Origin of the sequence: Streptomyces sp. NPDC004542 (genome assembly GCF_040610035.1) — a bacterium.
In the GTDB taxonomy this organism is placed as follows: Bacteria; Actinomycetota; Actinomycetes; order Streptomycetales; family Streptomycetaceae; genus Streptomyces.
Genome location: NZ_JBEXLP010000001.1, coordinates 285,735 through 304,286, shown reverse-complemented (window position 1 = coordinate 304,286; position 18,552 = coordinate 285,735). Strand labels below are relative to the sequence as shown.

Below are 18,552 nucleotides of genomic sequence, written 5' to 3'. Positions count from 1 at the left end.
GTTCCGGGAATCTATGGCGGGACAGGGTCTTCGTCAAGAGGGCGGGCGGGGATACGATCGCCGGCATGAAGCCTCCGAAGCCCGCCGGAACGCAGACCGCGACCCTCGCCGAAATCGCTCGTCAGGCCGGTGTCTCCGCTCCGACTGTTTCGAAGGTGCTCAACGGCCGTGCCGATGTCGCCCCCGCCACCCGCACGCGCGTCGAGGAGCTCCTGCGCGCCTACGGCTACCGGCGCCGCCGCGCCGAGGCCTCCCGCTCGCCCCTGATCGACCTGGTCTTCCACGAACTGGACAGCACCTGGGCGATGGAGGTGATCCGGGGCGTGGAGAACGTGGCCAGGGAGGCGGGGCTGAGTGTCGTCCTCAGCGAGAGCGCGGGGCGGCACACTCCCGGCAGGACCTGGGCCGACCAGGTCGCCGCCCGTCGGCCGCACGGTGTGATCCTCGTCCTCTCCGGGCTCGACGACTCCCAGCGCGCACTGCTGACCAGCAGGTCCATCCCGTTCGTGGTGATGGACCCGGCCGGTGACCCGGGCCCCGACGTGCCCTCGATCGGCGCCACCAACTGGCAGGGCGGCCTCGCCGCCACCCGCCACCTCGTCGAACTCGGCCACACCCGCATCGGCGCGATCAGCGGCCCCTCCCGGATCATGTGCAGCCGCGCGCGGGTCGACGGCTACCGGGCCGCCCTGGAGACCGCCGGGCTGCCCGTCGACCAGGGCATGATCAAGGCCGGGGACTTCCACCACGAGGCCGGCTACCGGCTGGGCCTGGACCTGCTCGGCCGCCCCGACCGGCCCACCGCCGTCTTCGCGGGCAACGACCTCCAGGCGCTCGGACTGTACGAGGCCGCCCGTGAGCTCGGGCTGCGCATCCCGGAGGACCTCAGCGTGGTCGGCTTCGACGACCTGCCGGTGGCCCGCTGGGTGGGGCCGCCGCTGACGACCGTGCGGCAGCCGCTGACCGAGATGGCCGAGGCCGCGGCCAAGCTGGTCCTCGACCTGAGCCGGGACGAGGACTCCACGGTGGCGACCCGGGTGGAGCTGGCGACGAGCCTGGTGGTGCGCAGCAGTACGGCGGCGCCCGGGACGGTGTAGCGCGGGACGATTGTCTTGACGGGGGTTCCGCGTCCCCCCACACTGCTCCGAAGCCAATCGGTCGTTCAGCCGAAACTTTCGGAGGCATCCGCATGCGATCTCTGAGAAAAGGCTTGTCCCTCGCGTCCCTCCTGACGGGCGTCGCCACACTCGGTGCCGTGCTGGTCGCGGCACCCGCCGCGCACGCCGCCGACACCCCGCTGAGGGACCTCGCGGCCGCGCAGGGCAAGGTCATCGGCACGGCGGTCACCGGCTCCAAGCTCACCGGGACCTACGGCGACATCGCGGGGTCGCAGTTCAGCTCGCTCACCCCGGGCAACGCCATGAAGTGGGGCTCGGTCGAGCCCACCCGGGGCGGCTTCGACTGGACCGAGGCCGACCAGATCGTCGCCTTCGCGCAGGCCCACGACCAGCAGGTGCGGGGCCACACCCTGGTGTGGCACAACCAGAACCCGAGCTGGCTGACCAACGGAAGCTGGACGTCCGCGCAGCTCGGCAGCCTGCTGCAGAACCACATCAGCACCGAGGTGGGCCGCTACAAGGGGAAGATCGCGGCCTGGGACGTGGTCAACGAGCCCTTCAACGAGGACGGCACCTACCGCTCGACCCTCTGGTACGACGGCCTCGGCGCGGACTACATAGCCGATGCCCTGACCTGGGCGCACGCGGCCGACCCGGCCGCCAAGCTGTACATCAACGACTACAACGTCGAGGGCGTCAACGCCAAGAGCACCGCCCTGTACAACCTGGTCAAGTCCCTCAAGCAGCAGGGCGTGCCCATCGACGGCGTCGGTCTCCAGGCCCATCTGATCCTGGGCCAGGTCCCGTCGACGCTCCGGGAGAACATCCAGCGCTTCGCCGATCTCGGCGTGGACGTGGCGATCACCGAGCTGGACATCCGGATGGCGCTGCCCGCCGACAGTACGAAACTCGCCCAGCAGGCCGCCGACTTCACGTCGGTCGTGGCCGCCTGCGCGGCGGTCACCCGCTGCGTCAACGTCACCGTGTGGGGCTTCACCGACTCCGACTCGTGGGTGCCGGGCACCTTCCCCGGGTACGGGGCGGCGACACCGTACGACGAGAACTACAGCCCCAAGCCCGCCTACTACGGCATCGCCGAGGCACTCGGCGGCTCGACCACCCCGCCGCCGACGAACGGCGCCTGTACGGCGGCGTACAGCGTCACCAGCCAGTGGAACACCGCCTTCACCGGCCAGGTGAAGATCACCTGCTCCGGCGCCTCGCTGTCCTCCTGGAAGGTGAGCTGGACCTACGGCGCGGGCCAGCAGATCACGCAGGCCTGGAACGCCACCTGCACCCAGTCGGGCTCGGCGGTGAGCTGTGCGAACGCCTCGTACAACGGGTCGGTCGCGGACGGCGGTTCGGTGACCTTCGGGTTCAACGCGTCCTGGAGCGGCAGCAATCCGGTGCCCACGGTGACCTTGAGCTGAGCCGAGCCGAACTGAGCGCGGCATGAGAAGCGTGAGATTCTCCGAAGAAAACCACCTCGCGCCGATCCCGCTAACACTCCCCTAATAATTCGGACTTACGTTCCTCCCTGTGACGGGACACGACGGGGACAGACGGACAGGCCGGCGGCCGGCGGTGCTGAAGGCCGCCGGCCTCACCCTCGCAGCGGCGCTGGTGCTGGGCGGCGCGGCGGCGGGCTGGGCGTACTGGCACCTGAACGACAACATCCGCAGCGTCGACATCAACAGCGCGCTCGGCGACGACCGCCCGGCGAAGGCGGTCGTCACCCCGTCCGCCTCCGCCTCGGCGTCCGCGTCCCCGCTGCCGACCGGGGCACTGAACATCCTGGTCCTCGGCTCCGACTCGCGCAGCGGCAAGGCGAACAAGGAACTCGGCGGCGGCGACAGTTCCGGCGCCCGCTCCGACACGGCGATGGTCGTGCACATCGACGCCGGCCGCACCGCGGCCACCGTCGTCAGCATCCCGCGTGACACCCTGGTCACCCGCCCCTCCTGCCCGCTGTCGTCGGGCGGTTCGACCGCGGTGGCGTACGACGCCATGTTCAACAGCGCCTATGCGGTGGGCGGTCCGGTGTGCGCGGTGAAGACGGTCGAGTCGGTGACCGGCGTCCGCATGGACCACTACCTCGAGATCGACTTCTCCGGCTTCGCCGGCCTGGTCGACGCCCTCGGCGGGGTCACCGTCACCACCGCCCAGGACATCGACGACGACAAGAGCCGCCTCCACCTCGAGGCCGGCACCCACCGTCTGAACGGCGAGCAGGCCCTCGCCCTGGCCCGCACCCGGCACGGCATAGGCGACGGCAGCGACCTCGGCCGCATAGGGCTGCAGCAGAAGCTGGTCAAGGCGCTGCTGGAGCAGATCGCCGCCACCGACCTGCTCGCCGACCCCGCTCAGCTCTACCGGGTGGCCGACGCGGTCACCGGAAGCCTGACGACGGACACCGGCCTGAACTCCCTCGGCGAGCTGATGAGCCTGGGCCAGAGCCTGAAGGGCCTGACGGCCGACCGGATGAAGACGGTGATGATGCCGGTCGTCACGGCGCCCTCGGACCCCAACCGCGTCGTCGCGAGGGAACCGGCGGCGGGCGAGCTGTGGAAGTCACTGCGCTAGCCGAAAAAAGCTCCGAGGATTTCTCGCGGACCTGTCGATCCGGGCGTCTCCCGTTCGACGCACAGGTGAGAAGGCGGGGAGAGGCCCCGCCGACCGGACCCGAGGAGTCACCGTGCCCCGCTACCTGTCGCTCGTGCGCATCGACGAGTCCACCGCCCCCGCCGAGGGCCCCAGCCCCGAGCTGATGCAGCGGATGGGTGAGCTGATCGAGGAGATCACCAAGGCCGGCGTGATGCTGGACACCGCCGGGCTCACCCCCTCCGCCCAGGGCACCCGGGTCCGCTGGGAGAACGGGCAGCTCTCCGTCACCGACGGGCCCTTCACCGAGTCCAAGGAGGTCATCGGCGGCTACGTGCTCATGCAGTGCAAGGACAAGGCCGAGGCACTGGAGTGGACCAAGCGCTTCCTGAAGGTCCACGAGGACTTCTGGACCGTGACCTGCGAGGTCCGCGAGATCGCCGAGAGCTGACCGTCATTGGCGCGGGCCGGGCCGGGGGTGTTGCATGGGGGGCTGTGGAACAGCAGCCCACCGCCGCCGCCCAGGCCGTCGGGACCGCCATCGAGACCGTCTTCCGGCTGGAGTCGCCCCGGCTCGTCGCCGGCGTGACCCGGATCGTGCGCGACATCGCGATCGCCGAGGAACTGGCGCAGGACGCGCTGGTCGCCGCCCTGGAACGGTGGCCCCGGGACGGCGTGCCCGACAACCCCGGCGCCTGGCTCATGGCCACCGCCCGGCACCGCGCCGTCGACCTGGTCCGCCGCCGCGAGAACTACGCCCGCAAGCTCGCCGAGATCGGCCGCGACCTGGAAACCACGGCTGGGCCGCCGGAACCGGCCGACCCCGACGACATCGACGACGACCTGCTCCGCCTGGTCTTCACCACCTGCCACCCCGTGCTGTCCCCGGAGGCCCGCACGGCGCTCACCCTGCGCCTGCTGGGCGGCCTGAGCACGGCCGAGATCGCCCGCGCCTTCCTCGTTCCCGAGCCGACGGTCGCCCAGCGCATCGTCCGCGCCAAGCGCACCCTGGCGAGGCGGAACGTCGCCTTCGAGGTCCCCTGCGGCCCCGACCGGGAGGCCCGCCTCGGCTCCGTCCTCGACGTCATCTACCTGATCCACAACGAGGGGTACGCGGCCACCGCCGGCGACGACTGGCTGCGCCCCGCCCTGTGCGAGGACGCCCTCCGCCTGGCCCGCGTGCTGTCCGGCCTGATGCCCGAGGAGCCGGAGGTGCACGGCCTGACCGCCCTCCTGGAGTTCCAGTCCTCCCGGGCCGCCGCCCGTACCGGCCCCCGGGGTGAGCCGGTCCTGCTGAAGGACCAGAACCGCCGCCGCTGGAACCGCATGCTCATCGCCCGCGGCATCGCGGCCCTCGACCGCGCCGGGGCCGTGGCCACCGGTGCCCCCGGCCCGTACGTCCTGCAGGCGGCGATCGCGGCCTGCCACGCGCACGCCCACACGTACGAGGAGACGGACTGGCCGGCCATCGCCGCCCTGTACGACCTGCTCGCCGCCCGGGCCCCGTCCCCCGTCGTGGAGCTGAACCGCGCGGTCGCCGTCTCGATGGCGCGGGGTCCGGCTCCCGCGCTGGAGATCGTGGACCGGCTGGCCGCCGAACCCTCCCTCCGCGACTACCACCTGCTGCCCAGCGTCCGCGGCGACCTGCTCGCCCGGCTGGGCCGCCCGGCCGAGGCCCGCGCGGACTTCGAACGTGCGGCACGGCTCACCCGGAACGGGCGGGAGCGGGAGATGCTGCTGCGGCGGGCGGGGGAGTGCGCGCACGTCACCTCAACGGGTGGCCGACCAGCATCGTCGGCGCCCCCGCCACCCGGGTGAGGAACACCGTCGCCGAGTGGGGGCCCTGGGGCTTGACCTTCCTGCGGAGTTCCTCGGGTTCGACCGCCGAGCCGCGCTTCTTCACGGTCAGGACGCCGACCTCACGCTGTCTGAGCAGGGCTTTCAACTTCTTGACGTTGAAGGGGAGCTGGTCGGTGATCTCGTACGCGGAGGCGTACACCGTCGGCCGGTGGGCGTCCGCCGTGACGTAGGCGATGGTCGGGTCGATCAGCCCGCCGTCCACCTCCTCGGCGACCTCCGCCACCAGGTGCGCCCGGACGACGGCGCCGTCCGGCTCGTACAGGTACCGCCCCACGGGCCGCACTCCGGGGTCGGGCAGGCCCCGGGAGAGCAGCGAGCGTGGCCCCGGCAGCAGCGTGGCCCGCACGGCCGTGCCGCCGGTGCCGAACCAGAGCACCGCCTCCTTCACGTCCCCGCCGTCGGAGATCCACTCGGCCTCGGCCCGCTCGGGGACCGCCTCGTGCGGGATGCCGGGGGCGACCTTCAGGGCGGCCACCCGGGCCGCGGACGCGGCGCTCACGGCCCAGGACAAGGGCGGTGAGTACGCCTCGGGATCGAAGATACGGCCCCGTCCGCCGCGCCGGGCGGGGTCCACGAACACCGCGTCGTACCCGGCGGTGCCGACCTCCGTGACATCGGCCTCCCGCACCTCGATGAGTTCCGTCAGCCCCAGCGCCTCGGCGTTCGCCCGGGCCACGGCCACCGTCAGCGGATCGCGGTCCACGGCGAGGACGCGGATCCCGGCGCGGGCGAAGGCGATCGCGTCGCCGCCGATGCCGCAGCACAGGTCCGCGACGGACGTCACCCCCAGCTCCCTCAGCCGGCCGGCCCGGTAGCCCGCCACGCTCGTGCGGGTCGACTGCTCGACCCCGTTCGCAGTGAAGAACATCCGCTCCGCGTCCGCGGCGCCGAACTTGGCCGCCGCCCGCTGCCGCAGCCTGGCCTGGCCGAGGGCGGCCGAGACCAGGTCCGCGGGGTGGTCGCGGCGCAGCCGGGTGGCGACGGCGAGTTCCTCGGCCGGTGCCGTGCCGCGCACCTCGTCGAGGAGGGCGCGGCCCTCGGGGGTGAGCAGGGAGCGGAAGGGGAGCAGGTCGTTCACCGGGTCATTGTGGGCCAGCCGGTGGATGGTGCGCCCGCGGCGGCGGTGTCGGGCCGGTCGGGGGCCGGGGCTCTGCGAAGATCCCACACCATGCGAGTAGTAGTACAAAATGACAAAAATGGTGCGCGAGGGAGGCGGGCGGTCACCCGGTCCGGACTGGTCGCGCTCGCCGTGGCCGCCGTCGTCTCCGGCGGTCCCCTCTCCGGCTGTACGGCACCGGGCACGGCCCCGGACGTCCGGCCGGCCCCGGGCCAGCAGCGCCTCCGCGGGCCCGCCGAGGCCCTGGACTCCTACGCCTCCCGGCTGCGTACCTCCCACGCCGCCCTGGCCGCCGCCGCCCGGCGCTGGGGCCTGGCCGCGGCCCCGCTGACACCGCCGCCGCCCCCCGCCCGCAAGCCGCGGATCACCGCCCGCGACGGATTCGAGGTCGACGGCCAGGAGGAACTGGACCTGCCTCCGGTCTTCACCACGGTCCCCACCCGGCAGAAGATCGTCTTCCTCACGATCGACGACGGCGCCGAGAAGGACCCGGCCTTCCTGCGCATGATGAGCGACCTGAAGATCCCCTACACCGCGTTCCTCAGCAACTACCTGGTCGAGGACGACTACGGCTACTTCCGGACGATGCAGGCCAAGGGCATCACCCTCAACAACCACACCCTCACCCACCCCTACCTGCCGGGCCTGTCCTACGACGAGCAGCGCGACGAGATCTGCGGCATGCAGCGGATCATGCGCGAGCAGTTCGGCAAGACCCCGGCCGTCTTCCGCCCGCCCTACGGCAACTACAACCGCGACACCCTGCTCGCCGCCAAGTCCTGCGGCATCAAGTACGCGCCCATCTGGGACGAGGAGGTCTACGTCGACCACTGGGAGTACCGGGAGGACGACCAGAGCCTGCACCCCGGCGACATCGTCCTGACCCACTTCCGGGGACGGGACGACTGGAACGGCACGATGGTCGACGACATGCGCCGGTTCCTGGACAAGGTCACGGCCGAGGGGTACGCGGTGGCCCGCCTGGAGGACTACCTGTGAGGCGGCGGTGGCGGCGACGCCGGGTCCTGGCCGCCGCCGCGCTCACCGGGGCCGCACTCCTCCTCGCCGGCTGCGCCCAGTCCGTCGACCCGATCGAACGGCTGGGTGAGAAGGCGGCCCAGCGGGTACGCCACCCCGCGCCCGCCCGTGACGTGGCGTACCGCCACTGGGGGCTGCGCGCCCCGCTCGCCCCCGCCCCGAGCCCCCCGGCCCGCGTTCCGCTCCGTCCCCGCGCGCCCCGCCGGAGGGGCCTGCCCCCGCTCCCGGTCGTCGACCGCGTCCCGACCTCCGACAAGGTCGTCTTCCTCACCTACGACGACGGCGCCGAGAAGGACCCGCGCTTCGTCGACATGGTCCGCGAACTGCGCCTCCCGGTGAGCATGTTCCTCACCGACAGCGTCGTGGGCCCCGGCTACGGCCACTTCGCCCGCCTGCGGTCGGTCGGCGCCGCCGTCCAGAACCACACCCTCGACCATCCCGCCATGGCCGGACTGCCCTACGCCGGCCAGCGCGCCGAGATCTGCGGCCAGCAGGAGAAACTCCGGTCCCGCTTCGGCGTCCGCCCCCGCCTCTTCCGCCCGCCCTACGGCACGTACGACGCCACGACGCTGCGCGCCGCCGCCGACTGCGGCATCTCGGCGGTGGTCCTCTGGCGCGCCTCCGTGACGGCCGACGCCCTCGCCTACGCCAGGGGCGAACACCGTCTCCACCGCGGCGACATCATCCAGGTGGGCCCCGAGGGATCCACCGGCCCGGACCTGAAGGACCGCACCCTGCGCCTCCTGCGCGAGGCGCAGGCCCGGGGCCTGACGGTGGGCCGCCTGGAGGACTACGTCTGAGGACGCCTTCGCGTGCCGCTCGGCTCCGCCCGGCCGAAGCGGGGCCCGGGGGCAAAGGCCCCCGGCGGACGGCCGCCGACCCCCCCCGCACACCCGACGCGCCGCACGGCAACTGGCACTCCGCTTGACCGAGTGCTAATCGCGGTCATAGTCTCGGTTCTGGCACTCGCCACAGGAGAGTGCCAACAAAGCGACGGGCAGGTCCGGCACCCGCGACGACGGATCGACCTGGTCGCCACCTCAGACAGTTAACCCCGTGAGATCTCCGAAGGGGGAGGTCGGATCGTGACGACCGCCAGCACCAAGGTTGCCATCAAGCCGCTCGAGGACCGCATCGTGGTCCAGCCGCTGGACGCCGAGCAGACCACGGCCTCTGGCCTGGTCATCCCGGACACCGCCAAGGAGAAGCCCCAGGAGGGCGTCGTCCTGGCCGTGGGCCCGGGCCGCTTCGAGGACGGTAACCGTCTTCCGCTCGACGTCTCCGTCGGCGACGTCGTGCTCTACAGCAAGTACGGCGGTACCGAGGTGAAGTACAACGGCGAGGAGTACCTCGTCCTCTCGGCCCGCGACGTCCTCGCGATCATCGAGAAGTAGTTCACCGCTTCACCTCCAAGCACCTTTGCTTGAACTGCGCCCCTGGCCCCCGCATCCGTAAGAAGCCGGGCGCCCGGGGCGCAGTGCCGTTTTGATCCAGATTTCCGAGAGGGCTCCCGCTGCCATGGCGAAGATCCTGAAGTTCGACGAGGACGCCCGTCGCGCCCTCGAGCGCGGCGTCAACAAGCTGGCCGACACGGTCAAGGTGACGATCGGCCCCAAGGGCCGCAACGTCGTCATCGACAAGAAGTTCGGCGCTCCGACCATCACCAACGACGGCGTCACCATCGCCCGTGAGGTGGAGATCGAGGACCCGTACGAGAACCTCGGCGCCCAGCTGGTGAAGGAGGTGGCGACCAAGACCAACGACATCGCGGGTGACGGTACGACCACCGCCACCGTGCTGGCCCAGGCGCTCGTCCGCGAGGGTCTGAAGAACGTCGCCGCCGGCGCCTCCCCGGCCGCTCTGAAGAAGGGCATCGACGCCGCGGTCAAGGCCGTCTCCGACGACCTGCTCGCCTCGGCCCGCCCGATCGACGAGAAGTCGGACATCGCCGCCGTCGCCGCGCTGTCCGCCCAGGACCAGCAGGTCGGCGAGCTCATCGCCGAGGCCATGGACAAGGTCGGCAAGGACGGCGTCATCACCGTCGAGGAGTCCAACACCTTCGGGCTGGAGCTGGACTTCACCGAGGGCATGGCCTTCGACAAGGGCTACCTGTCGCCGTACTTCGTGACCGACCAGGAGCGTATGGAGGCCGTCCTCGACGACCCGTACATCCTGATCAACCAGGGCAAGATCTCCTCGATCGCCGACCTGCTGCCGCTGCTGGAGAAGGTCATCCAGACCAACTCCTCCAAGCCGCTGCTGATCATCGCCGAGGACGTCGAGGGCGAGGCCCTGTCCACCCTGGTCGTCAACAAGATCCGCGGCACCTTCAACGCGGTCGCGGTCAAGGCCCCCGGCTTCGGTGACCGCCGCAAGGCGATGCTGCAGGACATGGCGATCCTCACCGGCGCCACGGTCATCTCCGAGGAGGTCGGCCTCAAGCTCGACCAGGTCGGCCTGGACGTGCTGGGCTCCGCCCGCCGTGTCACGGTCACCAAGGACGACACGACCATCGTCGACGGCGCCGGCAACTCCGAGGACGTCGTGGGCCGCGTCGCGCAGATCAAGGCCGAGATCGAGAACACCGACTCCGACTGGGACCGCGAGAAGCTCCAGGAGCGCCTCGCGAAGCTGGCCGGCGGCGTGTGCGTGATCAAGGTCGGCGCCGCCACCGAGGTGGAGCTGAAGGAGAAGAAGCACCGTCTGGAGGACGCCATCTCCGCGACCCGCGCCGCGGTCGAGGAGGGCATCGTCTCCGGTGGTGGCTCCGCACTGGTCCACGCCGTCAAGGTCCTCGAGGGCAACCTCGACAAGACCGGCGACGAGGCCACCGGTGTCGCGGTCGTCCGCCGCGCCGCCGTCGAGCCGCTGCGCTGGATCGCCGAGAACGCCGGCCTCGAGGGCTACGTCATCGTCTCCAAGGTGGCCGAGCTGGAGAAGGGCAACGGCTACAACGCCGCCACCGGCGAGTACGGCGACCTGGTCAAGGCCGGCGTCATCGACCCGGTGAAGGTCACCCGCTCCGCCCTGGAGAACGCCGCCTCCATCGCCTCCCTCCTGCTGACGACCGAGACCCTGGTCGTCGAGAAGAAGGAAGAGGAAGAGCCGGCCGCCGCCGGCCACGGCCACGGGCACGCCCACTGAGCCCTGAGCCGGGTTCCGGCCCCGGCTGAGCCGGGCCGAGCCGACGGTGCCCAGTCCCCCGCGGGGGACTGGGCACCGTTTCGTTCTCCCTGAGCCCGGGTGCGCGCCGGGCGACTACTGCTCCAGCGCGTCCAGCGCCCCCAGCTGCTGCATCAGCCCCAGCTGGTCGTGCTGCCACCAGGTCTCGGCGATCTTCCCGTTGTCCCGGAAGCGGAACACGGTCGTCCCGGTCATGGTGACCTGCCTGTCCGTGGCGGGAATCCCCAGGAAGTCCGCCTTGTGCGTGGCGTTCCAGGTCCACCGCGTGCAGGCCCGGTCGCCCTGGGCGATCACGTCCTCGACCGCGAAGGCGAAGTCGAAGGCGTCCCGCCACATCCGGTACTCGCCGCGGACGGCGTCGAGACCGATCGTGTCCTGCGGGTTGACCGGGTCGTGGCTGTGGATGTCCTCGTCGAGCAGGTCGTTGAGCGGCGGCAGCTCACCCGGGGTGGCGAGCGTCCGGTGGAAGCGGCGGACCGTCGCCGCGTACAACGGCTCGTCCCGCACCACGTCCAGATCGGTGAACGTGGGCGTCTCGTCGCACAGGGCGACCATGTCCCGGAAGATCCGGCCGGTCTCCGGGAGCCGCGAGTTCCGCACCGCCTCCTCGTACGACGGGAACTCCACCACCTCGACGACGTGCGACGCGTCCGAGCGGTCCGTGCCGACCACCGCGTGCGTCGCGGTCCGCTTCCCCTTGGTCTGCTCGACCCAGTCGTCCATGAGCCGGTTCATCTCGTCCAGCCGGCTGGTCCTGCACTCGATGAGCTGTACGAAGGTCATGACGCCGCCTCCGGCCCCCCTGGTCCGGTTCCGTCACGCCCATTTTCGCACCGCAGTGACGGCGTCACCCGTCCTAGCGGGGCCCGTACTTGCGCCCCGTCCGAGAGCTGATCCCGCCCATCAGGCCGCGCGGCGCCACCTTCACCAGTCCCATCAGCACCTTGTAGCGCGGGTCCGGGACGGACAGCGACTTGCCGCGCGCGAGATCGGCCAGCGCCGCCGCGACCAGCTTGTCGGCGTCCAGCCACATCCAGTTCGGGATGTTGTCCGTGCCCATCCCGGCCCGCTCGTGGAACTCCGTGCGCACGAAGCCGGGGCACAGCGCCATCAGCCGGACGCCGCTGTCCGCCAGGTCCCTGGCCGCGCCCTGGGTGAACTGCACGACCCACGCCTTGGACGCCCCGTACGTACCCCGCGGCACGAAGGCCGCCACCGAGGCCACGTTGACCACGCCGCCGCGCCCGCGCTCCCGCATCGCCCCGGCGGCCGCCGACGTCAGCCGGAGCACCGCCTCGCAGTGCACCTTCAGCATCCGCAGCTCGTCGGCCATGGACACGTCCAGGTAGCGGCCCTTGTTGCCGAAGCCCGCGTTGTTGACCAGCAGGTCGACCGGGTTCCTGCGGTCACCCAGGCGGGCCGCGACCGCCTCGATGCCGTCGTCGGTGGCGAGGTCGGCGGTCAGCACCTCCGCCTCGATGCCGTGCCGGTCGTGCAGCTCGGTCGCCTGCTCGCGCAGCCGCTTGGTGTCCCGCGCGACCAGGACCAGGTCGTGCCCGTCCGCCGCCAGCCGCCGCGCGAACGCGGCGCCGATGCCCGCGGTCGATCCCGTAATCAGAGCCGTTGTCATGGCCCAAGGGTAGTTACCCGGACGGACCGCGTCCGCTACCGGTGACAGGCCTTCAGCGGCCCTGTTCGGCGACGTACTTGCGGGCCGCCGCCAGGGCCTCCGGGTGCAGCGCCGCACCGGCGGCGAGCAGGCGCGGCAGCAGCTCCCGCTCCGTGGTGACGGCGCGGAACTCCATCGCCGCCGTCACCCCGTGGTCCGGCCGGTGCACGATCTCGATCGGATCGCCCGCCCGTATCTCACCCGGCTCGATCACCCGCAGGTAGGCACCCGTCGCGCCCTTACGGGTGAACCTCTTCACCCAGCCCCGTTCGCCCAGGTGGCCCTGGAACGTACGGCAGGGGATCCGCCCCGAGGTCACCTCCAGAACCACCCCGGCACCGATCCGCCAGCGCTCGCCGACCAGCGCCCCGGAGACGTCCAGCCCGCTCGTCGTGAGGTTCTCGCCGAAGCGGCCGTTGGCCAGTGACCGGCCCAGCTCGGGCTCCCACGCGTCGAGGTCCTCGCGCGCGTACGCGTACACCGCCTGGTCGTCCCCGCCGTGATGGCGCAGCTCGCACACCGTGTCCCCGGCGAGCCCGCTCCCGCCCACCCCCTTCGGCCCCGGAGCGGCCACCCGCACCGGCCCGTCGGCCGGGCGCTTGTCGATGCCGGTCACCCCCTGGGGCTGGTCCGTGTACGGCACCACCTGCGGACGGCCGAGATTGACCGAGAGAAGCTTCATGCCCGCACGGTACGGGACGTGCCTCAAAGCGTCGACGCATTATTGGGCGCCGCACCCAAGACGGCCTTATGCTCGGGGGGTGATCGAGGCCCGTCATCTCCGCGTCCTGCGCGCCGTCGCCACCACCGGCTCCTTCTCGGCGGCGGGGCGCGAACTGGGCTGCACCCAGCCGGCGGTCAGCCAGCAGATGAAGGCCCTGGAGGCGTCGGTCGGCACCCCGCTGCTGGTCCGCGGCGGCCGGGAGATGCGGCTGACCCAGGCCGGCGAGGCGCTCGTCCGGCACGCGTCCGGGATCCTGGCCGGGCTCACCGCCGCCGAGGAGGAGGTGGCCGCGATCGCCGGGCTGCGGGCGGGCCGGGTCCGGCTGGTCTCCTTCCCCAGCGGCAGCTCCGCCCTCGTCCCCACCGCCCTCGCCGCCCTGCGCGCCGCCCACCCCGGCACCCGGGTCTCCCTGGAGGAGGCCGAGCCGCCGCACTCCGTCGAGCTGCTGCGCGAGGGCGACTGCGATGTGGCGCTCGCCTTCCGGTACGAGGGCGCGACGGGCGCCGAGGAGTGGGGCGACCTCGTCGTGCGGCCGCTGCTGACGGACCGCCTGGTGGGCCTCGTGCCCGAGCGGCACCGCCTCGCGCGCGCGGAGTCGGTGGCCATCGGCGAACTGGCCGGGGAACCCTGGATCGCGGGCTGCCCGCGCTGCCGGGGGCAGCTGGTGGAGGTCTGCGAGAGCGCGGGCTTCACCCCCCGCATCGACTTCGCCACCGACGACTACCCGGCGGTGGTCGGCCTGGTGGGCGCGGGTCTCGGGGTCGCCGTGCTGCCCCAGCTGGCGATCGAGTCGGTGCGGCCCAGGGGTGCCCGCGTCCTCGCCCTGGAGCCGGCGGTGCGCCGGGAGATCGTCGCCCTCACCCTGCCCGACCTGGCCCAGGTGCCGGCGGTGGCGGCCACGCTGGAGCAGCTGGCCCGGGCCGCGCGTCGCTGAGGCGCCGGAGCAGGCGGACGCTGAGGCGGAGGCCGAGGCGGCGCAGAGAACGCGGCGCAGAGAACGCGGCGCAGAGAACGCGGCGCAGAGAACGCGGCGCAGAGAAAACGGGCACGCCTGTGCGCGCCCGGTGGCGACCGTGCAGAAACGTTCCTTCAGTTGTCCGGGGCGGTGTCCCCGCTGGCTGACGACGCCGACACCAGCCGGTTCCGCGCCCGCCCCATGAGCTCTTCGCGCTCGTCCTCGGTCAGGCCGCCCCACACCCCGTACGGCTCGCGCACCGCCAGGGCGTGTGCCGCGCACTGCGCGCGGACCGGGCACCTCATGCAGACCTCCTTGGCCGAGTTCTCTCGAGCGCTCCGAGCCGCCCCGCGCTCGCCCTCCGGATGGAAGAAGAGCGAGCTGTCGACCCCGCGGCAGGCAGCCAGCAGCTGCCAGTCCCACAGGTCCGCGTTCGGTCCGGGAAGGCGGGAGAAATCTGCCATTGCGTGACCCCTTGTAGCCGTTCTGGGCGGATACGGTGCCAACGACCGTACATCTCCGGTCTAAGGAGATGAAAATATGACTCATTGCGAATCTAGCTCCAGACACCGAAAAACGGTACGAAAAAGGACCGAACGGGGCATAGGTTGTGTTGAAAAGTTGAGGATCCGCCCGACATGTCTGCACCGTGTCGACGCCCTCACGTAGAGTGCCGAAGACGGCATGTAGCCCCGTAACTCTTTCGAGTGACCGTCGTTGAGAGTGCGGAGGCGGTTGAGAACACAAGCGCTCGGGCAGGCGTCCGAGGCGGTCGACCGCACAGGTGACGATTCCGTACCAGCCTGGAGGCTCAAGGTGACGCGCATCAGCTGCGGAGGGCGGCCATGACATCCGTCCTCGTCTGCGACGACTCCCCGCTTGCCCGAGAGGCGCTGCGCCGCGCGGTCGCGACCGTGCCCGGCGTCGAGCGCGTGACGACCGCGGCCAACGGCGAGGAGGTCCTCCGCCGCTGGGGAGCGGACCGCTCGGACCTCATCCTGATGGACGTGCGCATGCCCGGTCTGGGCGGCGTCGAGACCGTGCGCCGGCTGCTGTCCGCCGACCCGGGCGCACGCATCATCATGCTCACCGTCGCCGAGGACCTCGACGGCGTGGCCCTCGCCGTCGCCGCCGGTGCCCGGGGTTACCTGCACAAGGACGCCTCCCGCGCGGAGCTGCGGGCCACGGTGACCCAGGCCCTCGCCGACCCGACCTGGCGGTTGGCCCCGCGCCGGCTGCGCTCCGCCGAGATGGGCGCCGCGCCCACGCTCACCGCGCGTGAGATCCAGGTCCTGGAGGGCATGAGCCACGGCCGCTCCAACGCCGAGATCGGCCGCGAGCTGTTCCTCTCCGAGGACACCGTCAAGACCCACGCCCGGCGGCTGTTCAAGAAGCTCGGCGCCTCGGACCGGGCGCACGCGGTCGCGCTCGGTTTCCGTTGGGGACTGGTCCGGTAGGACGGTGAGCCCTGGGGCCTGTGGCGAACGTCCCGTCGTCCGCCCTGAGGGCGGGCCCGCCGCCCACCGCGACGGGGCCGCCCGCGCGCGGGCCCGTGCCGGCGCGGGGGAGACCGATGTCACGCTCGGTGTGTGCGCTCGGCATACCGACGTCGCGGCCGGCCCTGACCGGGGCGGGGACGGTCCCGTGCCCCCCGCCCGCCGCGGCGGAAGGGGAGTCCGGCGGCCCGCCGAGCCGCCCGGTGCGGCGGTCTGTCGGGCGACCGATGCCAGTTTCGCCGCGGATGGCGCATCCTTGAGGTGTGGAGTTCCTCGGGGACGAGTCGGTCGAGCGGAAGGGGAGGGCGCAGGGAATGAGTGCCGGCGCACCTGCTCATAACGCTTCGGTGCACAACCACGAGCACGATGCGACGGACCGGACGGCCGCAAGGCACCATGGACCGATGCGCGACGACGAGGCGGGCACGGCTCAGGGCACGATCGGTGCGCTCGTCCACCGCGCCGTCGACGGGGACGAGCAGGCCACGCACGACCTGCTCGCCCATGTCCACCCCCTCGCGCTGCGCTACTGCCGCACCCGTCTGTCCCGGCTCCCGGGCGACGCGCGCCACTTCGTCGAGGACCTCGCGCAGGAGGTCTGCGTCGCGGTCCTGCTCGCCCTGCCGCGCTACCGGGACACCGGCCGTCCCTTCGAGGCCTTCGTCTTCGCCATCGCCTCGCACAAGGTCGCCGACCTCCAGCGGGCCGCGATGCGCCACCCCGGTTCGACGGCCGTCCCCTCGGACGAGATGCCGGAGCGCCCCGACGACTCCCTCGGCCCCGAGGAGCGCGCCCTGCTCAGCAGCGACGCCGAGTGGGCGAAGAAACTGCTGGCCAACCTCCCCGAGAACCAGCGCGAGCTGCTGCTCCTGCGCATCGCGGTGGGCTTGACGGCGGAGGAGACGGGACAGATGTTGGGAATGTCACCCGGCGCGGTCCGGGTGGCCCAGCACCGGGCGCTGAGCCGGTTGCGGGCGCTCGCCGAGCAGTAACCGCCGGTGGTCCAGGGGCGGTAGGCGCCTTCCGTGAACGGACGGGCGGCCCTTCCCGTACGAACGTGCGAGTCCGTACGAATGTACGAGGCTCGGGGTCCTCCTGAATCGTGGAATGAGCTGGCCGCGCTTCCCGTTAGCATGGACATCCGCACCGATCAAGGCCATTTGGGGAAGGTGTCATGACTGCGAACGTCGACGGAGTGCCCGGTAAATTCGCGACACTCGGGCTGACCTACGACGACGTGCTGCTGCTGCCGGGCGCGTCGGACATGGCGCCCGACGAGATCGACACCGCCTCGTACGTCTCCAAGAACGTGCGGGTCAACATCCCGCTGCTGTCCGCCGCGATGGACAAGGTCACCGAGTCGCGCATGGCGATCGCCATGGCCCGCCAGGGCGGCGTCGGCGTGCTGCACCGCAACCTCTCCATCGAGGACCAGGCCAACCAGGTCGACCTGGTGAAGCGCTCGGAGTCCGGCATGGTCGCGGACCCCATCACGGTGCATCCCGACGCCACCCTCGCCGAGGCCGACGCGCTGTGCGCCAAGTTCCGGATCAGCGGCGTGCCGGTCACGGACCCGGCCAAGAAGCTGCTCGGCATCGTCACCAACCGTGACATGGCCTTCGAGACCGACCGTTCGCGCCGTGTGCGCGAGGTCATGACGCCGATGCCGCTGGTCACCGGGAAGGTCGGCATCTCCGGCGTCGAGGCCATGGAGCTGCTGCGCAAGCACAAGATCGAGAAGCTGCCGCTGGTCGACGACGAGGGCGTCCTCAAGGGCCTGATCACCGTCAAGGACTTCGTCAAGGCGGAGAAGTACCCCAACGCCGCCAAGGACGCCGAGGGCCGCCTGCTGGTCGGTGCCGCGGTCGGTGTCGCCGGTGACGCCTTCGAGCGCGCCCAGGCCCTGATCGAGACCGGTGTCGACTTCATCGTCGTCGACACCGCGCACGGCCACTCCCGGCTGGTCGGCGACATGATCGCCAAGATCAAGTCCAACTCCTCGGGCGTCGACGTCATCGGCGGCAACATCGCCACCCGCGACGGCGCCAAGGCCCTCGTCGACGCCGGCGCCGACGGCATCAAGGTGGGTGTCGGACCGGGCTCGATCTGTACCACCCGTGTGGTCGCCGGCGTCGGCGTCCCGCAGGTCACCGCCATCTACGAGGCCGCGCTCGCCGCCAGGGAGGCCGGTGTCCCGGTCATCGGCGACGGTGGCCTGCAGTACTCGGGCGACATCGCCAAGGCCCTGGTCGCGGGCGCCGACACGGTGATGCTGGGCTCCCTGCTCGCGGGCTGCGAGGAGTCGCCGGGCGAGCTGCTGTTCATCAACGGCAAGCAGTTCAAGTCGTACCGCGGCATGGGCTCGCTGGGCGCCATGCAGACCCGCGGCGACCGCAGGTCGTTCTCCAAGGACCGCTACTTCCAGGAGGGCGTCGCCTCCGACGAGCAGCTGATCCCCGAGGGCATCGAGGGCCAGGTGCCCTACCGCGGCCCGCTCTCCTCGGTCGTCCACCAGCTGGTCGGCGGTCTGCGCCAGTCGATGTTCTACGTCGGCGGCAGGACGGTGCCCGAGCTCCAGGCGAACGGCCGCTTCGTCCGGATCACCTCGGCGGGCCTGAAGGAGAGCCACCCGCACGACATCCAGATGACGGTCGAGGCGCCGAACTACAGCCGTCAGTGACGCGCACGGGCACGTGAGGCACGGCGAAGGCGGCCCCGGAGCATCCGGGGCCGCCTTCGCCGTGCCCGTCGGCGATACTGGAAGGCGCTGCAACGCATTCGTGGAAAGGCC

18 protein-coding genes are annotated in these 18,552 nt (G+C 71.6%); 13 read left to right on the top strand and 5 right to left on the bottom strand.

Going from position 1 to position 18,552, the window contains the following annotated elements; all coding sequences use genetic code 11:
- Positions 1-65 precede the first annotated feature (65 nt).
- The 5 genes from ABZX30_RS01425 to ABZX30_RS01405 all read left to right on the top strand — a co-directional run bounded on the left by ABZX30_RS01425 (position 66) and on the right by ABZX30_RS01405 (position 5,537).
- Positions 66-1,097 (top strand): LacI family DNA-binding transcriptional regulator, encoded by a 1,032-nt coding sequence (locus ABZX30_RS01425; protein ID WP_355927315.1) that lies wholly within the window; start codon positions 66-68, stop codon positions 1,095-1,097.
- A 92-nt stretch (positions 1,098-1,189) separates the two neighbouring features.
- Complete coding sequence (locus tag ABZX30_RS01420) at positions 1,190-2,548, top strand: endo-1,4-beta-xylanase (protein WP_355927313.1); 1,359 nt, start codon at positions 1,190-1,192, stop codon at positions 2,546-2,548.
- Between the two features lie 109 nt (positions 2,549-2,657).
- Complete coding sequence (locus ABZX30_RS01415; protein WP_355927310.1) at positions 2,658-3,701, top strand: LCP family protein; 1,044 nt, start codon at positions 2,658-2,660, stop codon at positions 3,699-3,701.
- A gap of 112 nt (positions 3,702-3,813) precedes the next feature.
- Entirely contained in the window at positions 3,814-4,170 is a 357-nt protein-coding gene (locus ABZX30_RS01410; RefSeq protein WP_355927308.1) for a YciI family protein, read from the top strand.
- Positions 4,171-4,214: 44 nt separating this feature from the next.
- Positions 4,215-5,537, top strand: a complete 1,323-nt coding sequence (locus tag ABZX30_RS01405) for an RNA polymerase sigma factor (protein WP_355927306.1) — start codon at positions 4,215-4,217, stop codon at positions 5,535-5,537.
- On the opposite strand, the gene ABZX30_RS01400 is transcribed toward ABZX30_RS01405, so the two are convergent.
- Positions 5,485-6,765 carry a methyltransferase domain-containing protein gene (locus ABZX30_RS01400; RefSeq protein ID WP_355927303.1) on the bottom strand — a complete coding sequence of 427 codons (1,281 nt, stop codon included), beginning with the start codon at positions 6,763-6,765 and terminating at the stop codon, positions 5,485-5,487. The genes ABZX30_RS01405 and ABZX30_RS01400 overlap by 53 nt on opposite strands.
- Between ABZX30_RS01400 and ABZX30_RS01395 the strand changes: the two genes are divergently transcribed.
- The 4 genes from ABZX30_RS01395 (at position 6,748) to groL (ending at position 10,878) form a co-directional block, all read left to right on the top strand.
- A complete protein-coding gene (locus ABZX30_RS01395; protein ID WP_355927302.1) occupies positions 6,748-7,695 on the top strand; it encodes a polysaccharide deacetylase family protein in 948 nt (315 codons plus the stop codon). The two genes, ABZX30_RS01400 and ABZX30_RS01395, sit on opposite strands and share 18 nt — an antisense overlap.
- Complete coding sequence (locus ABZX30_RS01390) at positions 7,692-8,534, top strand: polysaccharide deacetylase family protein (protein WP_355927299.1); 843 nt, start codon at positions 7,692-7,694, stop codon at positions 8,532-8,534. The genes ABZX30_RS01395 and ABZX30_RS01390 overlap by 4 nt, the downstream gene beginning before the upstream one ends.
- Positions 8,535-8,819: 285 nt before the next feature.
- Complete coding sequence (gene groES, locus ABZX30_RS01385) at positions 8,820-9,128, top strand: co-chaperone GroES (RefSeq protein ID WP_165240547.1); 309 nt, start codon at positions 8,820-8,822, stop codon at positions 9,126-9,128.
- Positions 9,129-9,252: 124 nt separating this feature from the next.
- Positions 9,253-10,878, top strand: a complete 1,626-nt coding sequence (groL, locus tag ABZX30_RS01380; protein WP_355927296.1) for a chaperonin GroEL — start codon at positions 9,253-9,255, stop codon at positions 10,876-10,878.
- Positions 10,879-10,992: 114 nt separating this feature from the next.
- Here the strand turns inward: groL and ABZX30_RS01375 are convergent, their stop codons facing one another.
- The 3 genes from ABZX30_RS01375 to ABZX30_RS01365 all read right to left on the bottom strand — a co-directional run bounded on the left by ABZX30_RS01375 (position 10,993) and on the right by ABZX30_RS01365 (position 13,268).
- Positions 10,993-11,700 (bottom strand): ester cyclase, encoded by a 708-nt coding sequence (locus tag ABZX30_RS01375; protein ID WP_355927294.1) that lies wholly within the window; start codon positions 11,698-11,700, stop codon positions 10,993-10,995.
- Positions 11,701-11,773: 73 nt separating this feature from the next.
- Positions 11,774-12,547, bottom strand: a complete 774-nt coding sequence (locus ABZX30_RS01370; protein WP_355927291.1) for an SDR family oxidoreductase — start codon at positions 12,545-12,547, stop codon at positions 11,774-11,776.
- Positions 12,548-12,599: 52 nt separating this feature from the next.
- Positions 12,600-13,268, bottom strand: coding sequence for an MOSC domain-containing protein (locus ABZX30_RS01365; protein WP_355927288.1), 669 nt, complete (start codon positions 13,266-13,268; stop codon positions 12,600-12,602).
- 79 nt (positions 13,269-13,347) lie between these two features.
- Here ABZX30_RS01365 and ABZX30_RS01360 point away from each other — a divergent pair, with 79 nt between their 5' ends.
- Positions 13,348-14,244, top strand: coding sequence for a LysR family transcriptional regulator (locus ABZX30_RS01360; RefSeq protein WP_355927286.1), 897 nt, complete (start codon positions 13,348-13,350; stop codon positions 14,242-14,244).
- Positions 14,245-14,399: 155 nt separating this feature from the next.
- On the opposite strand, the gene ABZX30_RS01355 is transcribed toward ABZX30_RS01360, so the two are convergent.
- A complete protein-coding gene (locus tag ABZX30_RS01355) occupies positions 14,400-14,729 on the bottom strand; it encodes a WhiB family transcriptional regulator (protein ID WP_355927283.1) in 330 nt (109 codons plus the stop codon).
- A gap of 381 nt (positions 14,730-15,110) precedes the next feature.
- On the opposite strand from ABZX30_RS01355, the gene ABZX30_RS01350 reads away from it, so the two are divergent.
- From ABZX30_RS01350 to guaB, 3 genes are all read left to right on the top strand, one after another.
- Entirely contained in the window at positions 15,111-15,722 is a 612-nt protein-coding gene (locus ABZX30_RS01350; RefSeq protein ID WP_003948568.1) for a response regulator transcription factor, read from the top strand.
- A gap of 443 nt (positions 15,723-16,165) precedes the next feature.
- Positions 16,166-16,753, top strand: a complete 588-nt coding sequence (locus tag ABZX30_RS01345) for a sigma-70 family RNA polymerase sigma factor (protein ID WP_132856136.1) — start codon at positions 16,166-16,168, stop codon at positions 16,751-16,753.
- A gap of 182 nt (positions 16,754-16,935) precedes the next feature.
- Entirely contained in the window at positions 16,936-18,441 is a 1,506-nt protein-coding gene (guaB, locus tag ABZX30_RS01340; protein WP_355927280.1) for an IMP dehydrogenase, read from the top strand.
- The last annotated feature ends 111 nt before the right edge of the window (positions 18,442-18,552 follow it).

Coding starts and splice junctions, on each gene's coding strand:
- ABZX30_RS01355 (WP_355927283.1), bottom strand. CDS start 14,729: ATGGCAGATTTCTCCCGCCTTCCCGGACCGAACGCGGACCTGTGGGAC.
- ABZX30_RS01345 (WP_132856136.1), top strand. CDS start 16,166: ATGCGCGACGACGAGGCGGGCACGGCTCAGGGCACGATCGGTGCGCTC.
- ABZX30_RS01425 (WP_355927315.1), top strand. CDS start 66: ATGAAGCCTCCGAAGCCCGCCGGAACGCAGACCGCGACCCTCGCCGAA.
- groL (WP_355927296.1), top strand. CDS start 9,253: ATGGCGAAGATCCTGAAGTTCGACGAGGACGCCCGTCGCGCCCTCGAG.
- ABZX30_RS01375 (WP_355927294.1), bottom strand. CDS start 11,700: ATGACCTTCGTACAGCTCATCGAGTGCAGGACCAGCCGGCTGGACGAG.
- ABZX30_RS01420 (WP_355927313.1), top strand. CDS start 1,190: ATGCGATCTCTGAGAAAAGGCTTGTCCCTCGCGTCCCTCCTGACGGGC.
- ABZX30_RS01365 (WP_355927288.1), bottom strand. CDS start 13,268: ATGAAGCTTCTCTCGGTCAATCTCGGCCGTCCGCAGGTGGTGCCGTAC.
- ABZX30_RS01395 (WP_355927302.1), top strand. CDS start 6,748: ATGCGAGTAGTAGTACAAAATGACAAAAATGGTGCGCGAGGGAGGCGG.
- guaB (WP_355927280.1), top strand. CDS start 16,936: ATGACTGCGAACGTCGACGGAGTGCCCGGTAAATTCGCGACACTCGGG.
- ABZX30_RS01370 (WP_355927291.1), bottom strand. CDS start 12,547: ATGACAACGGCTCTGATTACGGGATCGACCGCGGGCATCGGCGCCGCG.
- ABZX30_RS01350 (WP_003948568.1), top strand. CDS start 15,111: ATGACATCCGTCCTCGTCTGCGACGACTCCCCGCTTGCCCGAGAGGCG.